Consider the following 23629-nt stretch of genomic DNA (forward strand, 5'->3'; position numbering starts at 1 on the left):
GGTATTTTACAATACCGATTCCTATATGATATGGGGCAATAGTCGAATGATTATTGCCCCATTTTGTTTATAATTCAGCTTAAAATCTCTCGTCTGATTCTCAAACTGTTCTAAAATAGTTTATAATAAACTCGAATACCGTTTTACTAAAACTATCAAAAAGTTTATTATAAACAGGATTCGGGTTTATTAAAAAACAAGTTTTATTTTGTCAAAAATAGAGCAAACAAGTTTTTCAGGATTCACCATAAAAATATCTACAACGTCTTACAAGTAATATAAATACACACTATTTCATTTATATCCTTATTTACACAATCAGATTTCCTCTTCACATTCCATCTTTCTTTTTTCCCAATTCGTTAATTAAACCCAAAACTTCAATTACGATTTGCCGTATCTACCATATTTTCACACACATTTGCGTCTGACACAGGTATCAGTTACCCGACCACAAAATCTTCCGATTTAAAATTACTATAGAAACGTCCTGAAATAGCAGTAAACTTCAATACACAGTAATCGGGATCCGTCACTCCCTCCGGATAGTACATGGTATCTCCCTCCTGCCAGATCATCTCTTTACTGGCACTGTCCGTCAAGACCTCCATCGCGCCGCGTAGCATAACACCTCTAAAAAATCTCGTATCACAGAAGTAGATACATGCATGGTTATTCTCCCGGTATTGCGCCACACGCATGGACGAAGTGTTTGTTGTCAGATAAATCGTTTTTATGCCCTCTCTTTTTCTAGATTGCAGCATTGCTTTGATGGTAGGAAATCCTTCACCGTCTACCGAACCGATAAAAACTGTTTTCAGCTTATCAATCATGTTGCCTACTGTTTTTTCCGCGTCTCTCATCATTTTACTTTTTATTATTGGTTTATTATCTGATGCGAAAGTAGAGAAATACCAGAAAAGTAATGCAATAAAAGAGAAAAGGACGTCACATGGAATTGCTTCATAGGTTTGGTTATCGACTGCAAAAGCTCCCTTACCTTCTGTTATGAAAGTAATATCATAATAGTTGAGAGTGTGGACAGTACTTTTAGCCAGGAACTTCTTCACATACTTCAGTTCTACTACATCGACCAAAAGTTCACTCCCATACTTATGCTTATAAAAAGTATATCGAGGTATTGAGTTTTTCATTCAGAATACAAAAATAGTATTCCTTACCAAATAATCCAAAGACTTTCCAAAATCGATTCGATTGAATAAGCCATGAGCCATCTGATAAGGAATACATAGAAAAAATATGTCTAGGTTATATTTCCTATTTAGAACCTCCGGCCAGATACCCCAAACTGGTTACATCTGCCCCCAAGTAATGATTAATGTGCTTCAATGGCACCCTGTACAGAATATCCGGGATTTCCGCCAATAAAGAGAGATACCTTTCCCTTACTGTCAGTTTGCGGACACTCATATTCTCTTCCTCTTTAAAATAAAACTGATACTCCATCAGTTGACGGACCAGATTCGCAAATGAAATTGAAGATGCACACAACTCTTCAATCTCTTCTTCGCTGATGTAATAAGCAGCACATTTCGTCAGTGTCTTGATAGAATACAGACTTGAATTATAGCATAACACAGCATCACCCGCAGAGAAAAACCGGCTGGTTCTCTCCTCTCCTTCATGAGTGGTATATGTATGCAGAATACCGGAAACAATAATGTACAAGCTCTGCTCCGGCATTGTGGCAGAAGCAATCGTTTCTCCTTTATCCAGATACACCATTTCCATTCGAGCCAACAGCTCTTTCACTTCTCTTTCATCCACCTGATACTCAAAACAGAGTTTCTTCAAATAAGCTTCCATACAAAATAGATTTTAGTTAATATATGTCACTTAAAAACACCTAATTCGACATAGCAGGCATCATTGTGCCTCTCAAATATAATTTCCTTTGGGTATATCGTAAATACCAGATACAAATCAATAATGAAACGACCGTTGAAATGGGTGGAGCAAATCCCATGATAAACAGCGACGAGCTATCTATCTGGCTGAACCAGTATGACAACGGTATACGGAACAGGAAAGTGGCTATCAGACTGTGAATCATCGGGAATAACGAGTTTCCTTGTCCGCTGAAATAAGAATTAATGCAGAACACGAAACTAACCACGATACAGTCGATACTATACCCTCGCAAATAATCTGCCGCCATTGCCACCACAGCAGCATCTTTCGTAAAGAAAGCAGTAAGAGTCTCCGGCAGGAATTGCGAATACACGCAAACCGACACACCGAAAACAAGAGCAATCCCAATCCCCGAAGCCAGACATTTATTCATTCTCTTGATAAGCCCCGCTCCATAGTTCTGTGCAGTCATGGTTGCCACAGCCGATGATATAGCCATCGGAGGCAGCATAGCAAACACGATGATTTTCTCAACAACACCCAGGGAAGCAGATGCAATGACTCCCATCTGATTGACAATGACCGTGATAATCAGAAAAGAAACATTGATTAAAGCATCCTGCAAAGCAATAGGCGCTCCTAACACCATGATCTTTTTAGACAGATTCCGGTTCAATCGAATATCTTTCCGTGAAAAGTCAAAAGAAAATCCGTGCCGGTACAAGAACCAGAGTGCTATTCCAAAGCTGACACCTTGTGCAGATATAGTAGCAATAGCCGCTCCTGTAGCTCCCCAATGGAAATAACCGACCAATATAAAATCGAGCACTATATTTATCACACATGCCAGTCCGACAAAATAAAGCGGTGTTTTAGAATCACCCAATCCACGCAAAATACCACATACAACATTATATCCCACTATAAACAGAATACCCAGAGAGCATACCAAAATATAGTTTTTCGTATCTGCCATAGCTTCGACGGGAGTATGCATCAGTTCTGCTATCTGACCATGGAAAAGTACCATGACCAAAGTTAGCACTACGCCGGTTATTGAAAACAACCATACGGAAGACCCGATTGTAAAAGCTACTTTCCGATTGTCTTTGGCTCCGGTAGCAATAGCAATCAGTACGGTTGTTCCGGTAGTAATACCCAGAATAATACCTGTTATTGTCTGCATCACCTGACTACCAATAGCTACGGCTGCCACACTTGCCGAATCATCATATTGTCCGACAACGAAGAGGTCAGCCCCGCCATAAAGCGCCTGAAGCACGTTGGCAATTAAAAAAGGTACTGCAAACAGCAACAATACCTTCGGTACGCTTCCTTGTGTCAAATCTAACTCTTTCATAGTTTCTTCGATACTTTTCCTCTTTATCTTATTTTGTTACAACATAAAAAAGTGCCGGACAAGCGAATGATTTGCACCATTCATCTTATCCAGCACTATAATTATTATTATAGCACCCTCCGATGAGGATTTTTATGCCTGTCCCTATTTCAGGGCTGCAAATATGGGCTTTGTTTTCATAATTACCAAATTTTAACCAGCTTTTATTTTCTCACGGAGATGTAACTAGCTATATATCAACTATTATCAGACGAGGTTTGATCTATAGAATCTCCGTTAGAAAAACGAAAGAAAGCTGCCAACCGATCCGGATTCAGCGTATAACGTGCGCGTTCTTTTAATAAGGGTTCCGCATTCATTACGGCACAAGAATGAGAAACCACGGACATCATCGGCCAGTCCTTTAACGAATTTCCTACAACTAAAGTATGTTCAAAAGATAAAGTCAAAGCCTTACATAACTGAAGCACCCCCTCTTTTTTACTTGCTTCAGGATGAATGACTGTTATCAGCGGAGCTTTATGAAAGACCTGGCAGGGATTCTCTTTCAACCGGGTAAGAATAGCTTCTCTCTGTTCTTTATCACGTACCAATATACTATACTTGTAAACCACTCCTTCATAACTATGAATAGTGACTTTTGCCGGTTCTCCATATACCTCCGGATATACTTTCACCGGCAAACACCTGATCTGGCCCGAATAAGATAATAAACCTCCATCTGCAAACACTCCTCCCCTGAATAAATCGAAAAGAGCCTTTCCCAGCTTTTTCTTCGCCTGCTCCATTGACAGAGAAGTGGCAAAATATAAGGAAACGGACTGTGCCATATATCGCAAAGCGTTAGCATAACTTTCAGGAACTTTTCCCTGTGAATCAGTCAGTGTTCCATCCACATCGAAGAAAACAGTCGTAATAAGTGGCTTGTCAGGTATTCGCCAGAACGCCCCTTCTCCCATGATTCGATGTAAAGGGTGATTGTTCAGGTTACTGAACGCAAGATAGCAATCACAAACTTTCCTCTCGCAAGATAGCGGCAGAACAGCTCCATCACCTTGATAAAAATTACCAATCTTCACCCGGCTTCGGGGACAAGCATACATATCCCCTTTCCAATCGATAAAACAATTGTTTCTTCCTCCTGCACAAACTTCCCATTGTGCCGGAGCATTCTTCAAGTCATACTCAAAAAGATTATCCAGTTGACTGAAAAACTGAATATCTTCCTGACTTAATGGTGCCCTTAACCCCTGCATAGCATTAATGAATAAATAAATATCCGGCAAAAGAGTATTCCGTAAATCATTGAGTACGGCCTTTGCAGAGGGATTTCCTACCGCTCCGGCACATACCTGTATTCCCGCATGATGGAGTATATGAATCTGATGCGCAAATTTCTCTACCGAAGTCATCTCAGGATGAAAACTGGCCCAGAGCCTTATCTTACTTATCACAGTGGGAGTCACACGAATCTCATCAAGCCAGTGTTTGGCCGGAAAAGAAAGGTTAGTCTGACAGGAAATTCCAGCCACCTGTGGCAATGCTGCCAAATGCATCATTCCTTTCCGATAATAACGATGGATCAATGCTTCACCGTAAGGAATAATAAATAACTGCAACGGCTCCCCTTTCCATTGTTCAATAGCTGCTATAAAACGATTCCATGCCTGTTCATCCCGGGTCGTATCTGCCAGATGCGACTTCTTGCCGAAAGGGCAATAAGAACAGGTATAGTTGCAGCTATTCAATTTGCCGCGATAATATATACGCCTGAAGGAAAGTAAAGAGCCTTCGTTTTCCATTTCTATTTCGTTCAATAAGAATAAGTTTCCATCAGTTCTCTTATTTCAGGAGTAATGAACAACTGACCAATATAATCGGAGTATGCCATTCCTTCGGAAGTCAGACAAATACGACCGTTATCCGTATTTTCTATCCATTGCCGTTCAGCTAACTGTCGGAACAACGGCACATTATCCGGTGATTCTCCAAAGCGACGCTTATATTCAGCCTTATCAAGCCCCATGTAATACATCAGATTTTTAATGATGAAACGTTTTCGCTGTTCTTCCTGCGAAAGAACAAATCCATTACGAGCCACTGTAAAATCAGTAGTGGTCATATAATCATCTATCTCTCCGGCAATACAACGCTGGCAAACAGTATACCGGGTGGCATAATGCAAATTACCCAGGTAACTGCGTCCGCCGGAGCCACACGACAGCATCACCTCATCCCCACATGAGATTTCCGCATCAGTAGACGGATGATGAATAAAACGTCGCATCGAAGTTTGTAGAAAACCTCTGTCTTTCAACAAATCACAAGCGGTACAATACATCTGAAAACAGACATCATCGGATTCCCGCTCCGTGATAGCCGTTCCCGGTCGTACATATAGCGGATAGATAAAGAGTTCGTTAGGCTGAAACAGAAGAGCCTGTTCCAATGAATAAAGAAAACTGGCTACAGTTTGTCCTTTGATTCCGTAGATCAAGTCGATATTAAAAAACGGGAATTGCCTCTTCCGGATAGCCTCCAGCGCCTGATTAATCGTGTCTTGCCGGGGGCGTCTTTTCAAAGCTGTTAATTCTTCGTCAAGGAAACTCTGTACGCCAATACTCACACGAGCCACTCCTGCTTGCTTCAACAAGTCCAAACGGGCAGGATCGGCATATTCCGGCGATGTTTCTACGGAAGTAAAGGTATGTGAAGGATGCACTCCGAATAAGGCAGCTGTATCCAATAGGTATTCCAGTTGAGGAACAGTGAGGAGCAACGGTGTGCCTCCTCCAATGGTGAAACTATCAAATGCCAGCCCGGTGGTGAGTGGAGACAACTGTTGCGCCTGCTTGTGAAGAGTTTCCAAGTAAGTTGCGATATAATCCGCACGATTTGTTTGCAGAGAAAACAGGTTGCAATATCCACATTTATGACTACAAAAAGGAATATGGAAATAAAGCGATGCTTTCTGTCCTTCCACCTGTTTCAGGTAAGGAACCAGCGAAACCGGGGACGGAAAAGAACGATAAGCAGTTTTATGTGGATAACTCATATAGTCTACATATCGTGGTAGCGGTTGATTCATTTTTTCGTTAAAATAAAGTGTTTGTAAGGGACTGTATAAACCGTTTCGTGGGATATGCAATGATATTCATATCCATCCTCTCCATAGCAAGTGCCATGATCGGAAAGAGCAATCACCAGCGTATTTCCCCGCTTCTGAAAGGCCTGGAACAAACGGGGCAGCTGACTGTCGACATATTGCAGCGCGGCAGCGTGTGATTCCTTATCATCCTTCATTTTGCCTTCCACATAATGACAGTTCGGATAATGAATAGCAGAAAAATTGATATACATAAAAATCCGTTTGTCCTCCGGGTAGTTTTCGAGTTTCTTCAATGCAAAATCAATTTGTTTTTCAGCACTATCGGGTGCCGTGCATCCAAAGGTCGGCAGCCAATAACTTTTAGTAAAGTAACCGGGAAACACACGCCCCAGTTCATTACGCTTGCTGAAGAAGTTCACCCCTCCTATACAAATCGTTTCATAACCTACATTGGCAAGGCTTTGCACAAAAGTCGCTTCCGTAAACGGATAACTTCCCGCAGGCGGAATACGTCCCGTACCAGCTTGCACAGGGAAAAACAACCACTTACGGCTGCGTAGCGAATGAGGTTCCGCCGGAGAAGGCAGAAATCCTGCAAAGATGGCAAAATGAGACGGGTAAGTAAAATTTCCCGGCGCATGTCTTTTTTCCCATTCTCCTCCGTGACTATTCAGTACCGGTGTTCTTCCTGCCGCTTCTTCCTCCTTGCTGACATCATAACGCAAGGTATCAAAGCAAAGCATCAATATATCATGAGTACCCACCACCTGATTCATATCCAGATCCGGATTTTGGGTCTGTTCGCCAGCCGGCAGTTCATCTATTTGCATGGTTATATCTCTTTTTTATGTTTTTTATCTGTTGAATATAAATAGAATTATGAGCAAACATATCCTGATACACATGATCTCCCTGTCCGTTGACTTCTATTATATAAGGTATATCTGTTCCTCTCTCCATCAGGACATCCACTCCGGCATACTGCAAATCCAAGGATTGGACCGCTTCCTGAGACTGATAATAGATTTGTTGTCGTACTATGTCCGGCAAAGCCAACTCGTTCCACCAATGTGCCTTATTGTTCAGATGCAGATTGGTTATGCTTCCTTTACTGCATCTCACAACGATATAATCGATTTCAGATTCCCGGCACACTACCCGGAGATCATAATTCTCTCCCTGCAACTGCTCTTTAGGAATCCATTCTTCTAAAATAGCTTCTGTTTGCATCACCGCTTCCGCCAACGGGATCATCTCTTTTTCCGTACTCAAACGGTGGATACGTTTGGTGTTATGAATGACTCCATCCACTTGTTGCAAGGTAGTATAGACTACCCATTTATTCCGGTTGGGTTGATAGCGAACAGCCATAATGCCTCCCGCCCCCGAACCGTAACGGGGTTTCAAAAAGCATCCTCTACCGCAATCGGCAAGAAGCTCTCTCAACTCATCAAAAGAATGGGGAGAAGATAACATCGGAGTCACTCTCAAACCTCTGTCCACCAGCACTTGTTTAGTCTCCTTTTTGTCAAGAGCACGCAACAAAGCATGGGGAGTGTTCAAAAAGTGCACGTCATCAGATAGCCTCATCTCGCCTAAACGTTGCAGTGTTTCCTTATATGCCTGATTCAACAGCGCATATTTCAGGAAATCCGTTTCATTGCTTACACAAGGTTCCAGCTTGATAACTGCCTGCCGTAATTGCGGCAAGCAATTAAAAAGTTCCCCGTAAGTCATAAAACGAACTTCCGTCTGCAAGTATTTACCTGCTTCAATAAAGTATTCTATACGTTTGGACAGAGAGTTGCTGACAACGATTATCTGCATCTCCTATTCTGTAATCATCGGGTAATACCACAATTCACCATCATATTCATCCGCTTCTTCAGTTTCAGCAATATCTATTTTCATAGGAAGATTCTGCAGCTGTTTCTTCATATCCTTGCTCAAATAATTGTAGCGCATATTGATAAACTTCAAATGAGCGATCTTATCCATATTATCCAGCAATAATTGGGCACCTTCATCTTTGAGAGTACCGGCCGAAACATCCATTGTTTCAAGTTGGGGAAGAATATCCGACTCCAGGAACATTTCTACAATCTTGTCCTGTTCTTCAGAGTTGACGATCCCCAGATAAGTCAGCTTCGGGAAACGTTCTTTGGAGAACAACGGACGGAATATCTCAATATCAGCTTCAAATCCATAATCTTCCACACCAACATATAGAATCAGTTTTTCCAGATTGGGGAAATCAGAACCAAGAATATCTTCTACCACTTCAGTAGGCAGGCCACCACTGATAATTTCCAGTGACCGCAACTCCGGCCGTGAAGTCTTTCCCAAACGCAGATTATTGGTTCCTTTGATTTTCAGATCCTTCAATTTAGGCATGGCATCGAGTAGCAGACTAATATCAGCTTGTTCAATCCATGAAATCTCCTGTTCTTCCTGCTCAATATCTCCCCAGAACAAGCCTTCTATTTGTGCGAACTTCTCCTTATTTTCAATCATTCCCTGTAATAAGGCAGAACAGTCGCCACCCTCATAATCCCAACAACCGATTGTTATTTGTTTATATTCAGAGAGATGTTTATCTTTCAATATCTTATCCAGAAGATTCACATTATTTTCATACTCATCGTAACTCAAAGTATATTTCTTGGCTTCCACTTTCATTTCACGTGCAGTTTCTTCAGCAGTTTCTACATACCCTTTTTTGGTCTTTTCAGCAATCAGTTTGCCGGCTGCTTTTTCAGCCTCTTCAGTCGTTGCGTAGTTTTTCACTTGTGTTTGTCCGTCGGTCCCCAACTTACCATAATTTACAGTAACATCTGTTCCGACTACATCTATACTCCAGAATTTCTGCGATTTAAAATCTTGAAAAACGAATACTCTCTTCATAATACAGTTTTTAATGGTTGATATTTGCACACTCAACACAGAACGCGCATGAACAATACCTGCAAAAATAACCATTTTATGTAATGTACAAAGAAATCTGTTTACTAAACTTTCAGAGTATTCAAAAATACAACCCAAGATATACAACAAAGGCTGCCTTTGGGGGCAGCCTTCATTATTCTATTTCTGTAATACATCAGTTTAATCTTCAATAGTACATATACTTACACGGTTCCAATCCGGTTCAGTAAACATATCGCCTACACCCTGACCTTCGGCAGTGATACGAGATGCACTAATTTTATACTTGTTAACCAAGATCGTTTTTACAGCTTCTGCACGTGCTGCAGCAATTCTGGCATTCACTTCAACACTACCTTCCGGAGAAGCGTATCCCTTAATAACCACTTTTGAATCAGCATACTTCTTCATGTAGGCAGCTACACGTTCCACATTAGGAAGTTGTGGAAGCGTCAACTGACGATTTACCTTGTCTGAAAGTAATGATAGATTCGGGTACACGGGCGGTTTTTACTACAGTCTCCACCGGAACCACTTTTGTGCGGCATGCTTCAAGTTCTTCCTGCAATCCGTTGATACGTCGGTTTGCATTGCTGATCTCACCATCTTTGTTGTTTACATCTGCACGAAGTGCATTGATTGAAGAGTTCAGTCCGTCAATTTCGGCTTGATTATATACTCTCACTTTGGCAAAATGATGTGTTCCGTTACTTGTCTTAAAGTGGTATGTCAATCCGGCTGTCAACTCAAAACCTGCGTTATTAGCATTGAAACGGCTCTTTGTTTCAGGGTAAGTACCTTGCATATCATACACAATGGCAGGTTTGATTCCCAATGTCCATGCTTTACTTTCACCCAAGTTGAAATTGAAATTCAATCCCAAACGCGTAGACCAGGAATTCTGATCGCCATCACCATTCACATAATAATGTAACCAACCCATTCCGGCCACAGCTTCCACTTCAAACAAACGAGGTTCGCCCGTGTAACTTGCAAATAGATTCATCAAATTGACTTTACCCAATACGCTGACATCCGAAGCATCGAAAGCCGTTTTACTGGATGTGGTATTGATATATCCCATTCCTTGGAATCCCAAACCGAAGATAGGAGTTAATTGCTTTGAGACTCCCACTCCAAAAGCGGGACGCATACCTTTAAAGAAAGCACTGTGAGTAAGGGGAGTGACTCCACCGGCATTTACTCCGACAGACCAATTATCTGTAAGTTTGGTACCTTCTACAACTGATTGGGCATTTGCTGCTGTAAAGCCACCCAATATAAAAGCTAATAAAATAATAGATTTTCTCATATTCATAAGTTTTTAAATGTAATGTTTTATCTGCTAAATCATTAGAAATGTATTGTATGTTCATGTCTAACTTTCTAGTTCATTTTTTAATTCGTTATTCACTTTAGACAACATATCATACCAAAAATTAGTTCGCAAGCTATGAGCCCTATTAACATCTATTATGCTTTCAGAAAATCTAAAATATGAAGAAGGTTTTCTATCCTGCTTGGTAAATATGGAAAAGCGATTACCTGTGTCTGTTTCATGGGGGTGATGCTTCACCTGCAGAAATGGAACAATTAGCTTTTCATTCGTATTTATGATTTCAGTACCCGCTTCAATCTGTTTAATCCTTCTATCAACCGCTGTCGCGGACATGCAATATTGATACGGATAAACCCTTCACCAGTCTCTCCATACAGACTGCCTTCGTTCACCCAAAGCTTTTCTTTCTTCAACAAGTCTTTTACTATTTCTGCTGACGTTTGATTCAAGACCGAGCAATCTACCCAAACCAGATACGTACCTTCCAACATCATTACGGGAAATTCCGGAAGATATTCATCAAAATAACCTTTTAAATAGATGTAATTCGCAAACAAATAGATTTTAAGTTCTTCCAGCCATTCTTCACCCTCATTGTAAGCAGCCATCAACGCCTCCACTCCGAAAGAATTTACATCACATACTTCATTTATATTAATCGCTTTATCTATCCTCACCCGTACATTTGCATCTGCAGAAATAATATTGGCTATCTGAAGCCCTGCCAGATTGAAAGCCTTGCTAGGCGAAACAAAGGTTACCGAATTCACAAGAAACTCTTCTGATATAGAAGCGAAAGGAGTATATTCATGCCCCAGAAAAACCAATTCACAATGAATTTCATCAGCGATCACAAACACATTATTCCGAATACAAATCTCACCTATCTGCCTTAATTCCTGCTTACTCCATACTCTTCCGACAGGATTATGCGGATTACATAACAACATGAGTTTTATCTTCGGATCGGAAGCTTTCCTCTCCAAATCATCAAAGTCAATCTGATACCCTTTGTTTCTATATACTAAAGGATTGGCAATCATCTCGCACCCGTTATTACGGATAGAGGAGAAAAAACAATTGTATACAGGCGTCTGCACCATCACTTTATCCCCGGGTACTGTCAGTGCTTTAATTGCAGCAGATATTGCCGGCACAACTCCGGTAGTATAGATAATCCATTCTTTTTCTATCCGCCAGGCATGTCGTCGTGCAAACCAGTTGGTTATCGCCTCGTAGTATGCGTCAGGCACGCGTACATATCCGAAAATCCCATGTTCCACCCGCTTCTTCAATGCCTCCACGACGGGGGGAGCCGTACGGAAATCCATATCAGCCACCCACATCGGCAAGACATCCGCATCTGCGGACGAGTCCCATTTATAAGAATTCGTACCTCTGCGTGGAATAATTTCATCGAAATTATACTTCATATTTCAATCAAAACAGGTTAGGTCGTCCCAGAGTTTCAATTCACAATTTCCCGGTGCTTTCAGATTTTCATCCAGAATAATTGTGCCGAAGCTTTCGGCAACAATACTCCCTGTACGAGGATTTTTCACACTATGAACCGGACTTTTAATCGTTGCTTTCACGCTACTGTGCTCAAAAGCAAGGTCAGCATCCTCCGCCATCGTACAATTTTCCATCACCAGATCATGTGCGTAACAAAGAGGTTGAGTGCCCGAAATCTTACAATTTACCAAACGCAGGTTTTTAGAATGCCATCCCAGATATTCTCCGTTCAGTTCCGAATCATAGACAGTTACATTTTCCGTATTCCAAAAAGCATCTTTGGAGTTGATGACTGCATTATGGATTTCTACATTCTTGCAATATTGAAACGAATAGTTTCCATTTTGAGCGTAATTTTGTATATGAATATTCTCGCTATGTATAAAAAGATAATCTGCTTTATCAATCTGTACGTTCTTCAGTTCTATATTACGACAATACCAAAACGTTTCCAAGGCATTGGGCAACTGCACATTTTCGAGTTTTACCCCATCCATTTCACGGAACATCTTCGGTGCTTCCACCAAGGTATCCGCCATTTGCAGACTTTGAGAATACCATAGGGCAGCACGAGCTCCTTCTGTAAAAAGACAATTCTTCACAATGAATCCATTGGTGTGCCAGAAAGGATATTTCCCTTCAAAACGGCAGTTTATCGCTATGATATTACTACATTCTTTCAGTGCCGATTCACCGGCATGAATCGTTACATCTTCTAACTGAATGTCATGGGTTGCAAATAGAGGGCGTTCGCCTCCATATTCTTTATTTCTTATTTGTTGCATCATTTTATTTTTCAATCTGTTATTTCAAAAATCACATTTACACTTCCCGCTCCAAGGGCAGAAAGCAGCCCTGAAGGATTAGTTATACGCCCTAAACGGGTATAGCTGTATGAAGTGGAAAAAGTTTCATAAAAAAGTACCACACAAGTGGATCCGTAAAGCATCAAATCACCTGTCCGAATCGTACCTGGGCTGGATGGGGTTGTTGGTAAACCGTTTTGTAGATAATAATACTTTTCATTATTGTTCAATTCGGACATATTCACTGTCATAGGAAGCAATCTCTCAAATGCTTTTGCTGTCTCATTATTTTCCAATGTAGCATTGAATGAAACAGTCCCGATTGTTACTTTAAGATTATTACTCACAGGATTATCATCATTGTTATCGTCATTATCACCAGTGTTATTACCACTATTATTACTGCCATTATCACTAGAGCCATTACCCGGAATTACCTGTTGCCCTGTTCCCTGTATAGGTTCATCTTCACTACATGATGCGGAACCGACTGATAATGTCAGTATAGCAAGAATTGTTATTATATAGTATCTCATATTTATAGTATTGAAACTTATTTCTTCAGATACTCCTTAAAGAAAGATTCCAGCTTACTAAACGGGATAAGACCCACACGGTCGTAAAGATCTACATGTCCGGCACCGGGTACTATATACAGTTCTTTAGGTTCGGCAGCCAATCGATAGGCGTCTTCACTAAACTCACGTGAATGGGCATTCTCTCCGGTGATGAAAAGCATGGGGCGGGGTGAAATAGTTTCAATATCTTCGAAAGGATAGAAATTCATAAATTTCACATTGCTTGAGAGCGTAGGGTGTGTAGTGGTCATAGGAGTTGCTCCGTCAGGAGTAAATTCTCCTCTCTGCGTACGGTAGAATTCATAAAACTCCCGTTCGATCGGATTGGACGTTTCTGTCAACTGATGTACAGTGCCACTGGTATATTTAGTTTCCCCACCCAAAAATTCTGTATAACGCTGTTCCGCCGCTTCAGCCATTATTTGCTTTCTCTGTTCCAACGTTAATGAGTGATTTAATCCATTACGGTTGGCCGCCCCCATATTATACATACTGATTGTTGCAATGGCCTTGAGACGAGGGTCTATTTTCGCTGCACTGATAGCAAAACTTCCACTCCCACAAATTCCAATTACCCCAATAAGATTCCGGTCGACGAACGGACGCGTACCTAAAAAATCAACCGCGGCGCTAAAGTCCTCCGAATAAACCTCCGGCAAAACAGCATTACGCGGCTCGCCTTCACTCTCACCCCAGAAAGACAAATCGATGGACAGTGTAACAAATCCCCTTTCCGCCATTTTCGTTGCATAGAGATTCGCACTCTGCTCCTTAACAGCCCCCATCGGATGCCCTACAATGATTGCAGGATATTTTTCCCCTTCTTTCATACTCTTGGGCAGAAAAAGATTACCCACTACTTTCATCTTATATTGGTTAGAAAAAGAGACTTTTTCTACATTTACCCAATCACTTTTATAAAAATTATCAGCATTTGTCTGTGCTGAGGAAAAACTGGTTCCGAGCATCATCATAAATACAGCCGTTAATAATAAAATCCGTTTCATATCTCTTGCGCTTTAATAATTAATAAATTGATTACCTATTTTCGACATTGCAAAAGTACGATGAAAGAAAGAGACCATTTGTAGACGAATTACTGACATTATAACCCCAATTACAGATTGTAGAATATTAAGAAAGAATGTAATTGGACAAATGAATTTAAGAATTACAGAAATTGGCAGTAATGCCGGACGTGTATGGAATGAACTTGAGAAAAGAACATTCGAATTTTCCATACAAGAGTTGTGTCAAAAGCTAACTATGACTTTTGAAGAAGCAGTTTTAGCTATTGGTTGGCAAGAGAAAATAATATTGTTGTAAATAAGAAAGATAGCCGTATTATGCTACTGCATAAATAACCTTATGAATATTTATCGCTCATAATAATAAGGTATTTTCCGCATATATAATCTAGAAATGCTTCCACAAAAATGAAAACGTTTCTTTTTTTAATAACACATCAATACTTTTCCTTATAAAAGTTGAGTTATCCTATTATGGGGAACTGTAATATGGGTAAATTAATCCGTAATTCATATACAAACAGATTTCAAATCCTGCAGTATCTTTGCGGTGTCATAAAGAAATAAGTAAAAACATTATTTAGAAAAACTGTTTGATATGTATTTAGAAAATATTTATTCTCCTGCAGATGTTAAGAAACTGTCGGAAAAAGAGCTAAACGAGTTAGGTGGAGAAATCCGTGCAGCACTCCTGCAAAAATTAAGTGAACATGGCGGGCATTTCGGACCTAATTTCGGAATGGTGGAAGCAACGATTGCTTTACATTATGTATTCAATTCACCCAAAGACAAAATTGTATTTGACGTATCGCACCAGAGTTATGTACACAAGATGCTGACCGGTCGTAAAGATGCGTTCCTTCATCCAGAAAAATACGATAACGTATCAGGTTATACCGAACCGCAAGAAAGTGAACATGATTTCTTCATCATCGGACATACTTCTACTTCTGTCAGCCTGGCCAGCGGATTGGCAAAGGGACGCGACCTTACAGGCGGCAATGAAAATATCATAGCCGTCATAGGGGATGGTTCTTTAAGCGGAGGTGAAGCTTTCGAAGGATTGGATTATGTAGCAGAACTTGGTACTAACATGATTATTATCGTTAATGACAACCAGATGTCTATTGCCGAGAACCACGGAGGATTGTACAAGAATCTGAAAGAATTACGTGACAGTAACGGTCAGTGCGAATGCAACTTCTTCAAGGCAATGGGACTGGATTATATGTATGTAAATGATGGTAATAACGTACAGGCATTGATTGAAGCTTTCTCTAAAGTGAAAGATATTCAGCATCCGATAGTAGTACACATCAATACATTAAAAGGTAAGGGTTATGCACGTGCCGAGCAAGATAAAGAGACTTACCACTGGCGTACTCCATTCAATGTAGAAACCGGAGAAGCAAAAGTGAGTGATGAAGAAGAAGATTACAGCGAGGTAACCGCCCAATACCTGCTGAAAAAGATGAAGGAGGACCCGCGTGTGGTAACAATCACTTCTGGTACTCCCACCGTTCTGGGATTTACTCCGGACCGTCGTCAGGAAGCAGGCAAGCAATTCGTAGATGTAGGCATTGCCGAGGAACACGCAGTAGCTCTTGCTTCGGGTATCGCAGCCAATGGTGGGAAACCCGTTTACGGAGTATATAGTACATTCATCCAACGCTCCTACGATCAACTTTCACAAGACCTTTGTATCAATAACAATCCGGCTGTTTTGTTGGTCTTCTGGGGTACGTTATCCGGAATGAATGATGTGACTCATCTCTGTTTCTTCGATATTCCGCTTATCAGCAATATTCCTAATATGGTTTATCTGGCTCCGACTTGTAAGGAAGAATATATTGCCATGCTGGAATGGAGTATCCGCCAGAATGAACACCCGGTTGCTATCCGCGTGCCGGCAACAGATGTAATCAGTAGCGGAGAACCGGTAGATTCCGATTACAGCATTCTCAATCGTTACAAAGTTACTCATCGCGGTTCGAAAGTGGCCATTGTGGCTTTGGGTTCATTCTATGGATTAGGACAGTCGGTTGCATCACTTCTGAAAGAAAAAGCCAATATCGACGCAACACTCATCAACCCGCGTTACATCACCGGTGTAGACAACAGACTGATGGATGAACTGAAAGCAGATCACGAGTTAGTGATAACATTGGAAGACGGTGTATTGGATGGCGGTTTCGGCGAAAAAATTACCCGCTACTATGGTGCTACAGACATGAAAGTCCTGAACTATGGAGCTAAAAAGGAATTTGTAGATCGTTTTGATTTACAGGAGTTTCTCCGTGCCAATCACTTGACAGATGAGCAGATTGTAGAAGATATCACAGCACTTATCGGTTAAAATCAAACCCATTCACTATATATTCAACAGGTTGATGTATATTGTCGGTTAAGACAATTACATCAACCTATTTCATTTCGATATGAAGTAACAATCCTTTTCGATAATTCAATGGAGTCTGTCCTGCATTCCTTTTGAAGAACTTACAAAAAGCTGCCGCATCACTAAACCCTAACTTGGAAGCAATCTCACCAACCGTAGATTTTGTAGAACTCAACAAGGTACGCGCTTCCATAACCAACAGTTCGTTTATAATACTATTGATAGTCTTACCTGTTCCGGCGCGTACAATACGGGCCAGGTACTGCTCACTGATAGCCAGTTTATCCGCATAAAAGCTCACAAAATGTTCTTCCCTGAAATTCCGGGTAACCAATGCATGAAACTCCTGTAAAACGTGGTCTTTACGGCTGACCTCTTTTTTAATAATTGTCTTTCGGGAAAGAAAATCAGCTATATCAAGAAATAAAGCATTGCACGCTGCCTGTATGCGCCGGAAAAGAAAATGATGTTCAATATTCAGCAGGCGCATCAACACTTCCAGTTCCTTACGGATGATTTGGGCTTCGTACTCTGTCAACTGTATCGTATATTGTTTATTCTGCCTCATTGTCGCCAATAAGATAGCCGTTATTTGTGTCAAATAAGAGTCGTCTGTCCGCATGGATTCGGAAAGGGCAAGAGTAATAAACTGAATATCACGGCTTGAGTAAAGATGCTCCGTGAGATAATTTGCTCCATGAATAAGCAGCATATTCGGCTCTATCGCAATAAACTCTCCATTCAGCAGAATCTCCGAACGACCTTCAAGAACGAATATCATATAAAGTTCCCGATTGAAATAACATTCATTTGCCGGATAACTTCTGTCTTTATATTCACTCCTAAAACAGACTACCTCCTCTTTATAATGAGGAAGTTCCGGATGCTCCTTCAACAGCTGCGTATTATCAAATATACGAGATTTTACCATTTACATCTTCTTTTTATGACGTAAAAATACGATTTGTTTCGGATATGACAAAAAGTGTACGGAATTAGATAATCTGTTTCAGAGTAAAAAACGAGACCTTTGCATATCCTTTTCAATGCATGAAAGGAAAATAAATAAAGGAGGTCAAAAAGGTATGGAAATGAAAGATGTTTTCAAGAGGTATTTAGTATTTGTTATCGGACTCTATTTTTTAGCGGCAGGCATTGTATTGATTATACGCTCGGCACTAGGAACTACTCCCATATCGAGCATCAATTATGTATTAAGCTTGAATAGTCCTTTGTCATTGGGTACTTGCACCTTCATCATCAATATGGTTCTTATCCTGGGACAATTCTGGTTAATCCGGAAGAACAGAACCCGGCAGGATATTATTGAAATTCTTCTTCAAATGCCGTTCTCTTTTATCTTTTCGGCATTCATTGATTTTAATATGATGCTGACAAGCGAACTGCATCCCGCCAATTATGGCATGTCAATCGCTTTATTACTTACAGGATGCATGGTGCAATCTATCGGAGTAGTTCTCGAACTTAAACCGAGAGTAGCCATGATGAGTGCAGAAGCATTCGTGAAATATGCGTCCCGCCATTATAACAAGGAGTTCGGAAAGTTCAAAGTCTATTTTGATATTACTTTGGTTACAATGGCCGTAATTCTCTCCCTCTTACTGACACAAGGTATTCAAGGAGTACGTGAGGGGTCACTCATTGCAGCCTGCATAACCGGATATATTGTAAGTTTCCTGAATCAAAAGATAATGACGAGAAAGACCCTCCATAAATTATTACCAGTCTGGAAGTAAATCCTGCGTCAGTTTTAGATAAACACCTTATAAAAAAGTCGCTTCTTTGAAAGATTCAAATTCTTTTCAAAGAAGCGACTTCTTATTTCATCTATAGTTATACTTGCATTTACTTCTTCTGCTTATCTATTTCTTTCAGAAGTTCATCGACAGCCACTTTTAATTGGGTATCCTCTCCCTTAACAACCGTCTCCGGATCATTAGCAACCTTCACATCCGGTTCCAACTGGGTGTTTTCCAAATAACTGCCATCAGGCAAACGATAGCCAATGATAGGAATACCAAAGACGAGTGAAGGATCTTGTAAAGTTTCCCAAGACACGCTCGTCATTGTACCCGGAACAGGCATACCGACAAGTTTTCCTATATTTTGATGTTTATATACCCATGGAGTTCCATGTGCATTCGAATAGTTGGCTTCACATTGCAGCATAATAGACGGCTTGTTCCAACGACGGCTTGGCATGTCACACGCTTCACGTCCGCGGACTACTTGAGTGAAGTATTTCTGACCACTGAACAGTATTTCAATATCTTCATGCAAACGACCACCACCGTTGAACCGAGTATCAATCACAATTCCATCACAGTTGTTATATTTTCCCAGAATATCCGAGTAAACGGTACGGAAACTGTCATCTCCCATGGATTGAATATGAACATATCCCAAACGTCCTTTCGACCATTTCTCAACATCTGCCGCCCGCTGTTTCACCCAACGTTTGTATAACAACCCATTCAGTTGGCCGCTCGTAACCGGCATCACAACTTCTTCCCAACGTTCTTTATTTTGCGGATTGTAGATTGAAATCAAGGTCTTCTTCCCTGCTTTATTATTCAACAGACAAGTGATGTCATGATCGGGAGTTATTTCCTCACCGTTAATCTTTTCAATGATACATCCCGCTTTTACTTTGGTACGCGAATGGTCGAACGGACCTTTCTCGATAATTTCGGCAATCTGCATCCCTTTTCCCTGATAATCCCAGTCGAACAGAAGTCCCAGATTGGAAGTAACATCACCTTTACCTTTGGGAGAATAGCGTCCTCCGGTATGTGAAACATTCAACTCGCCCAACCATTCACTCAACAGTTCTGCAAAGTCATAATTGTTATCAATGTGAGGCAGGAACTTGCGATAAGCATTAGTCATGGCATCCCAGTTTACCCCGTGCATATTGACATTATAAAAACGTTTCTGATGTTGTTTGTACACATGGTCAAACATCGCTTCACGTTCAGCTGCCAAATCCATTTTCATTTCAGCCTGATAACTGATTGATTTCAAAGCATCCGACTTGGCATCCATCTTTTGCATATTGCGGCTTCCCAATAAGAAGATATCTCCTTTTTTATCCAGCATCAGCGATGCCCATCCGGTATTGAGTTTATGCAGACGTTTTGTCTCTTTCTCACGGAGATTCATTTTCCAAAGGTCATATCCATCTTCGAAAGCAGAGAAATAGTAGAGATCCTCCCCATCTTTGGATAGTATGGCACTGCCTAAGTCAGAAGAGTTGGGAGTCAGACGTACGATACGGTCTTCAATACCGTTAAGCTCGACTACTATATCTTTCTGGTCTACTTTTTCCTCATCCGCCTTCTCCTTATCACCGTCTTTCTTCTTGTTATCATCTTTCTCCTTTGCTTTCTTTTGTTCCTTTTCAAGTTCCTTGAGCAATTCGAAATCTTCCTTACTCAAACGATAACGATCATAAGCATCCTGATTGAGAAATACCAACATAACATCCTGTTGCGATCCCCAGGAAGCATGCGCACGCATACCATAACGTTCGGTCTGGAAAAGAATGGCATTTCCATCGAGTACCCAACGCGGAGAACCGCTGATATATCCGCTATTAGTCAGATTGGTTATCGCTCCTCCCTGTGCACTGACAATACCTATATCCGAATAAGGATCGTGACGGTTGCCGATAAATTCAAGAGTAAACCATTTGCCATCCGGTGACCATTCGTAGTCAAATCCACCTCCGGTGTTATACCATGTAGAACCGTCCGTCACCTGACGTACTTTCTTCGTTTTCAAATCGAGTACCATCAAACGGTTGCGGTCTTCGATAAAAGCCAGCTCTTTACCATCCGGCGAATATTGCGGATAGGCGCGTTCTACCGTTTTGGACGGTAATAAAACTTCCTCCTCAATAAGAGTGGCATTAGGGAAATTAGGATCTTCCTTACGGCTTATTTTTGCAGTGTAAAGTTGCCAATTACCGGTGCGTTCACTGGCATAAACCAGTGTCCGGTTGTCCGGAGCAAAAAAGACGGCAGCTTCTTTCGCGGGAGTATTTGTAATTTGCTTGGTTGTAGCATAGTCAGTTGAAGTTACAAAAACGTCACCACGTACAATAAAAGCAACCTGTTTGCCATCCGGAGATACGGAAGCGGAAGTGGCTCCCTGTGAGAATTTAAGTGCAGCAACCTGCTCTTCATCGTCACGGACAAGCTCTACTTTTACTTTTTCCGGACGGGCACCGGGTTTCTGGGTATAAAGTTCACCGTCATAGGCATAACACAAAGTTCCTTTATCGCTGACAGACAAGAAACGTACCGGATGAGTCTTAAAAGTAGTGACAGCCTTTACTTCTTGTGGAGTATTCAATGGGAAAGTATACACATTAAAAGAACCTCCATTACGTTCACTCAAAAAATAGACTGTATTACCATCAGGTGCATATACAGGATTACGGTCCTCCCCTCCCCGGTTTGTCAGGTTCGTATGTTTTCCGGTTTGGGTATTGTATAACCAAACATCTCTCGTAATGGATGAAGTGTGATGTTTTCTCCATTCATCCTCAAAACCTTTGCGGTCCTGATAAAGAAAGTTCTTTCCTGCTTTATCAAAACAAACGAGTTCGGCGGGAGTTGCCAATACTTGTTCGGTGCGTCCTCCGTCTACAGAAACTTTGTATAATTCTGTCATTGCTCCCGTAGGAAACAAAGCACTGTTTGCAGGATCTTGTATGGAAGCGGAGAAAAGGACATACTTTCCATCCGGTGTAAAAGCCGAGGGAATTTCCGATGCGGAATGGTAAGTCAGTCTCCGGGCGACACCTCCGTCGGCAGGCATGATGAACAGGTCGAAATTTCCATTCCGGTCACTGGCAAATGCGATTTGTTTTCCGTCGGGAGACCAGACGGGATTGGATTCATAAGAGGCTTGTGTGGTAAGTTGAACGGCAGTTCCTCCTTGTGCGGGAACTTTATAAATATCTCCTTTATAACAGAAGACAATCTCGGTTCCATCCGGTGAAATACGTGCATCACGCATCCACAAAGGAGTGATTGCATAGCTGGATAATGCTGATAATACCAGTGCTAACGAAGTTATTAGTTTCTTCATATCAATTTATTATATATTTATTCTGAAAAATCAGTTTGAATTAGTTTTCCCGTGTAATTATAGAATGCTTTGTCACCAAAATCTTTGAAAAAGAAGGCGTATTTATCCACTCCCGTACAATGACAAACGCCAATTTGCCGGGGAAGGTATTCCTGCAAATAATCTGCAATGATCTGATATTTTTGTTTTTCCGCATTATGAATGTGAAAACCTCCGAGAAGTAACTTGCAGGAAGATTCAGGAAATGCAGCCCGAACGGTACGCAAGATATTGGTGATCCCCCGGTGAGAACAGGCGCTCAACACAGAAACTCCTTCCGGTTCCACTAACACCATTGCCAATTCATCCTGAAAGGTATCCGGTATTTTGCAACCATCTTCTTGCTGAACCCAGAAGCGTTCAAAATGGGTATCCTCCTGATTGATAATATCAATAGATGGAAAAAGAAAAACTCCGGGAAGCAGTTCGGTCTGCTCTGTGATAAAGCGGAAACGGGAAAGATCAAGATTTTGCGTATGCTTCATTCCATTCTCGCGTTCATCCTTGAATTTAGGAGAAAAGATTTCACGTTTACAGACAACGGTTGCCTGTGTATTCAATTCCAGAAAATAACGCAGTCCCCCCGTATGGTCACTGTGACCGTGGGATAATATTAAATAATCAACTTTTTGTAAATCAATGTGCAACAGACGGGCATTACGGATAAACAAGTCAGATGCTCCCGTATCGAAAAGAATTCTATTCCCTTGGATCTCAATATAGAGAGAAAGACCATGCTCGGCCTGCAATTTACGTCCATAGACACAATTCTCCACAAGAGTCGTTATTTTATAGCTCATGACATTTAGTTATCAAACAAATAATGTAAAATAAAAAGTTCTGCCACAAAATTATAATAATTCTGTGGCAGAACAAGCAATCTAATCAATTAAAATTCTTGACTTTTCAATCTTTCTGATTGAATCCTTATTTTTATCCTTCAAAAGGTTATACCATTTTTCCCATCTTGTAAGCTTCCTGCATATAGGGAGTATCCTTAATTTCCCCTACCTTCCATGCACCAATTCCATAAACCGTTCCCTTTTCCTGCGGTCCTTCCAGGCAATCGAGGAAGCCACGGAAACCATCAATGGTACGTTCCATCATTGCTTTATTGTTTTCCGCAGCCGCAATAATGAAATAAAATTCCTTATTGGTTATTTCCGTATAGCGTGCACAGCAGCGGTCGATCATAATCTTCATCTGTCCGCACATGGTATAAAAATAGACCGGGGTTGCCATCACAATCACATCTGCAGCAATCATCTTCTCTACAATTTCCGCTGCATCATCCTTCTGCGGACAAGGTTTGCCGTACATACTGCAAACACTGCATCCCGTACAAGGATGAACTGTTTTGTCTTTCAGGAAAATCTTCTCCACTTCATTACCTGCTTCGAGAGCACCTTTCATAAATTCATCACATAATAAATCAGAATTACCACCTTTACGTGGACTGGATGAAATTATCAAAACCTTTTTAGCCATAACTTTACTTTATTACTTTTTATTTTCAGAATTCTTTCTATCAACGATTCACTT

General features: G+C 41.0%; 19 protein-coding genes and 3 pseudogenes. 4 read left to right on the top strand and 18 right to left on the bottom strand.

The window, feature by feature from the left end:
* Positions 1-443 precede the first annotated feature (443 nt).
* From NXV01_RS21055 to NXV01_RS21095, 10 genes and pseudogenes are all read right to left on the bottom strand, one after another.
* Positions 444-866, bottom strand: a complete 423-nt coding sequence (locus NXV01_RS21055; RefSeq protein ID WP_259023468.1) for a pyridoxamine 5'-phosphate oxidase family protein — start codon at positions 864-866, stop codon at positions 444-446.
* Between the two features lie 69 nt (positions 867-935).
* Positions 936-1154: pseudogene (locus NXV01_RS25930) on the bottom strand (AraC family transcriptional regulator); the annotation flags it as partial.
* A gap of 124 nt (positions 1155-1278) precedes the next feature.
* Positions 1279-1827 (bottom strand): Crp/Fnr family transcriptional regulator, encoded by a 549-nt coding sequence (locus tag NXV01_RS21060; RefSeq protein WP_148364944.1) that lies wholly within the window; start codon positions 1825-1827, stop codon positions 1279-1281.
* Positions 1828-1867: 40 nt separating this feature from the next.
* Entirely contained in the window at positions 1868-3232 is a 1365-nt protein-coding gene (locus NXV01_RS21065; RefSeq protein ID WP_217721050.1) for an MATE family efflux transporter, read from the bottom strand.
* 236 nt (positions 3233-3468) lie between these two features.
* Complete coding sequence (locus NXV01_RS21070; protein WP_259023172.1) at positions 3469-5034, bottom strand: STM4011 family radical SAM protein; 1566 nt, start codon at positions 5032-5034, stop codon at positions 3469-3471.
* An 11-nt stretch (positions 5035-5045) separates the two neighbouring features.
* Complete coding sequence (locus NXV01_RS21075) at positions 5046-6320, bottom strand: STM4012 family radical SAM protein (RefSeq protein WP_259023173.1); 1275 nt, start codon at positions 6318-6320, stop codon at positions 5046-5048.
* Positions 6317-7171 carry an STM4013/SEN3800 family hydrolase gene (locus NXV01_RS21080; RefSeq protein ID WP_258981178.1) on the bottom strand — a complete coding sequence of 285 codons (855 nt, stop codon included), beginning with the start codon at positions 7169-7171 and terminating at the stop codon, positions 6317-6319. The genes NXV01_RS21075 and NXV01_RS21080 overlap by 4 nt, the downstream gene beginning before the upstream one ends.
* Positions 7158-8168: an STM4014 family protein gene (locus NXV01_RS21085; RefSeq protein WP_234133874.1), complete on the bottom strand. Its 1011-nt coding sequence runs from the start codon at positions 8166-8168 to the stop codon at positions 7158-7160. The genes NXV01_RS21080 and NXV01_RS21085 overlap by 14 nt, the downstream gene beginning before the upstream one ends.
* Positions 8169-8171: 3 nt before the next feature.
* Entirely contained in the window at positions 8172-9245 is a 1074-nt protein-coding gene (locus NXV01_RS21090) for an STM4015 family protein (protein WP_259023174.1), read from the bottom strand.
* A 201-nt stretch (positions 9246-9446) separates the two neighbouring features.
* Positions 9447-10584: pseudogene (locus NXV01_RS21095) on the bottom strand (OmpA family protein).
* 192 nt (positions 10585-10776) lie between these two features.
* On the opposite strand from NXV01_RS21095, the pseudogene NXV01_RS26075 reads away from it, so the two are divergent.
* A pseudogene (locus NXV01_RS26075) lies at positions 10777-10865 on the top strand (anaerobic ribonucleoside-triphosphate reductase activating protein); the annotation flags it as partial.
* 12 nt (positions 10866-10877) lie between these two features.
* Here NXV01_RS26075 and NXV01_RS21100 read toward each other — a convergent pair.
* From NXV01_RS21100 to NXV01_RS21115, 4 genes are read right to left on the bottom strand one after another with little or no spacing between them, the layout of a single operon-like run.
* Positions 10878-12038 carry a MalY/PatB family protein gene (locus NXV01_RS21100; RefSeq protein ID WP_195359578.1) on the bottom strand — a complete coding sequence of 387 codons (1161 nt, stop codon included), beginning with the start codon at positions 12036-12038 and terminating at the stop codon, positions 10878-10880.
* Positions 12039-12041: 3 nt separating this feature from the next.
* On the bottom strand, positions 12042-12905 hold the full coding sequence (locus tag NXV01_RS21105) for a DUF3737 family protein (RefSeq protein WP_074638082.1): 864 nt from the start codon (positions 12903-12905) through the stop codon (positions 12042-12044).
* An 11-nt stretch (positions 12906-12916) separates the two neighbouring features.
* A complete protein-coding gene (locus tag NXV01_RS21110) occupies positions 12917-13462 on the bottom strand; it encodes a cyclophilin-like fold protein (RefSeq protein WP_148364936.1) in 546 nt (181 codons plus the stop codon).
* A gap of 17 nt (positions 13463-13479) precedes the next feature.
* Positions 13480-14511 (bottom strand): alpha/beta hydrolase, encoded by a 1032-nt coding sequence (locus tag NXV01_RS21115; RefSeq protein ID WP_259023175.1) that lies wholly within the window; start codon positions 14509-14511, stop codon positions 13480-13482.
* Positions 14512-14662: 151 nt separating this feature from the next.
* On the opposite strand from NXV01_RS21115, the gene NXV01_RS21120 reads away from it, so the two are divergent.
* Positions 14663-14830 (top strand): winged helix-turn-helix domain-containing protein, encoded by a 168-nt coding sequence (locus NXV01_RS21120; RefSeq protein WP_081352720.1) that lies wholly within the window; start codon positions 14663-14665, stop codon positions 14828-14830.
* Positions 14831-15130: 300 nt separating this feature from the next.
* Positions 15131-16888 (top strand): 1-deoxy-D-xylulose-5-phosphate synthase, encoded by a 1758-nt coding sequence (locus tag NXV01_RS21125; protein ID WP_195650345.1) that lies wholly within the window; start codon positions 15131-15133, stop codon positions 16886-16888.
* Positions 16889-16955: 67 nt separating this feature from the next.
* Here NXV01_RS21125 and NXV01_RS21130 read toward each other — a convergent pair whose 3' ends face one another.
* On the bottom strand, positions 16956-17861 hold the full coding sequence (locus tag NXV01_RS21130) for an AraC family transcriptional regulator (RefSeq protein WP_009000001.1): 906 nt from the start codon (positions 17859-17861) through the stop codon (positions 16956-16958).
* Between the two features lie 154 nt (positions 17862-18015).
* Here NXV01_RS21130 and NXV01_RS21135 point away from each other — a divergent pair, with 154 nt between their 5' ends.
* Positions 18016-18687, top strand: coding sequence for a YitT family protein (locus tag NXV01_RS21135; RefSeq protein ID WP_074557991.1), 672 nt, complete (start codon positions 18016-18018; stop codon positions 18685-18687).
* Positions 18688-18796: 109 nt separating this feature from the next.
* Here NXV01_RS21135 and NXV01_RS21140 read toward each other — a convergent pair whose 3' ends face one another.
* From NXV01_RS21140 to NXV01_RS21150, 3 genes are all read right to left on the bottom strand, one after another.
* A complete protein-coding gene (locus NXV01_RS21140; protein ID WP_259023176.1) occupies positions 18797-22048 on the bottom strand; it encodes a S41 family peptidase in 3252 nt (1083 codons plus the stop codon).
* A 17-nt stretch (positions 22049-22065) separates the two neighbouring features.
* On the bottom strand, positions 22066-22887 hold the full coding sequence (locus NXV01_RS21145) for an MBL fold metallo-hydrolase (RefSeq protein ID WP_143259654.1): 822 nt from the start codon (positions 22885-22887) through the stop codon (positions 22066-22068).
* A gap of 148 nt (positions 22888-23035) precedes the next feature.
* On the bottom strand, positions 23036-23575 hold the full coding sequence (locus NXV01_RS21150; protein WP_143259652.1) for a flavodoxin family protein: 540 nt from the start codon (positions 23573-23575) through the stop codon (positions 23036-23038).
* Positions 23576-23629 lie beyond the last annotated feature (54 nt).

The sequence above is a fragment of the Bacteroides sp. BFG-606 genome (genome assembly GCF_024788145.1).
GTDB lineage: Bacteria > Bacteroidota > Bacteroidia > Bacteroidales > Bacteroidaceae > Bacteroides > Bacteroides vicugnae.

Excerpts from the sequence above, each read along its gene's own strand:
- NXV01_RS21065 (WP_217721050.1), bottom strand. The coding sequence starts at position 3,232 with ATGAAAGAGTTAGATTTGACACAAGGAAGCGTACCGAAGGTATTGTTG.
- NXV01_RS21145 (WP_143259654.1), bottom strand. The coding sequence starts at position 22,887 with ATGAGCTATAAAATAACGACTCTTGTGGAGAATTGTGTCTATGGACGT.
- NXV01_RS21060 (WP_148364944.1), bottom strand. The coding sequence starts at position 1,827 with ATGGAAGCTTATTTGAAGAAACTCTGTTTTGAGTATCAGGTGGATGAA.
- NXV01_RS21130 (WP_009000001.1), bottom strand. The coding sequence starts at position 17,861 with ATGGTAAAATCTCGTATATTTGATAATACGCAGCTGTTGAAGGAGCAT.
- NXV01_RS21080 (WP_258981178.1), bottom strand. The coding sequence starts at position 7,171 with ATGCAAATAGATGAACTGCCGGCTGGCGAACAGACCCAAAATCCGGAT.
- NXV01_RS21115 (WP_259023175.1), bottom strand. The coding sequence starts at position 14,511 with ATGAAACGGATTTTATTATTAACGGCTGTATTTATGATGATGCTCGGA.
- NXV01_RS21135 (WP_074557991.1), top strand. The coding sequence starts at position 18,016 with ATGGAAATGAAAGATGTTTTCAAGAGGTATTTAGTATTTGTTATCGGA.
- NXV01_RS21125 (WP_195650345.1), top strand. The coding sequence starts at position 15,131 with ATGTATTTAGAAAATATTTATTCTCCTGCAGATGTTAAGAAACTGTCG.
- NXV01_RS21075 (WP_259023173.1), bottom strand. The coding sequence starts at position 6,320 with ATGAATCAACCGCTACCACGATATGTAGACTATATGAGTTATCCACAT.
- NXV01_RS21090 (WP_259023174.1), bottom strand. The coding sequence starts at position 9,245 with ATGAAGAGAGTATTCGTTTTTCAAGATTTTAAATCGCAGAAATTCTGG.
- NXV01_RS21140 (WP_259023176.1), bottom strand. The coding sequence starts at position 22,048 with ATGAAGAAACTAATAACTTCGTTAGCACTGGTATTATCAGCATTATCC.
- NXV01_RS21110 (WP_148364936.1), bottom strand. The coding sequence starts at position 13,462 with ATGAGATACTATATAATAACAATTCTTGCTATACTGACATTATCAGTC.
- NXV01_RS21100 (WP_195359578.1), bottom strand. The coding sequence starts at position 12,038 with ATGAAGTATAATTTCGATGAAATTATTCCACGCAGAGGTACGAATTCT.
- NXV01_RS21150 (WP_143259652.1), bottom strand. The coding sequence starts at position 23,575 with ATGGCTAAAAAGGTTTTGATAATTTCATCCAGTCCACGTAAAGGTGGT.
- NXV01_RS21105 (WP_074638082.1), bottom strand. The coding sequence starts at position 12,905 with ATGCAACAAATAAGAAATAAAGAATATGGAGGCGAACGCCCTCTATTT.
- NXV01_RS21070 (WP_259023172.1), bottom strand. The coding sequence starts at position 5,034 with ATGGAAAACGAAGGCTCTTTACTTTCCTTCAGGCGTATATATTATCGC.
- NXV01_RS21120 (WP_081352720.1), top strand. The coding sequence starts at position 14,663 with ATGAATTTAAGAATTACAGAAATTGGCAGTAATGCCGGACGTGTATGG.
- NXV01_RS21085 (WP_234133874.1), bottom strand. The coding sequence starts at position 8,168 with ATGCAGATAATCGTTGTCAGCAACTCTCTGTCCAAACGTATAGAATAC.
- NXV01_RS21055 (WP_259023468.1), bottom strand. The coding sequence starts at position 866 with ATGATGAGAGACGCGGAAAAAACAGTAGGCAACATGATTGATAAGCTG.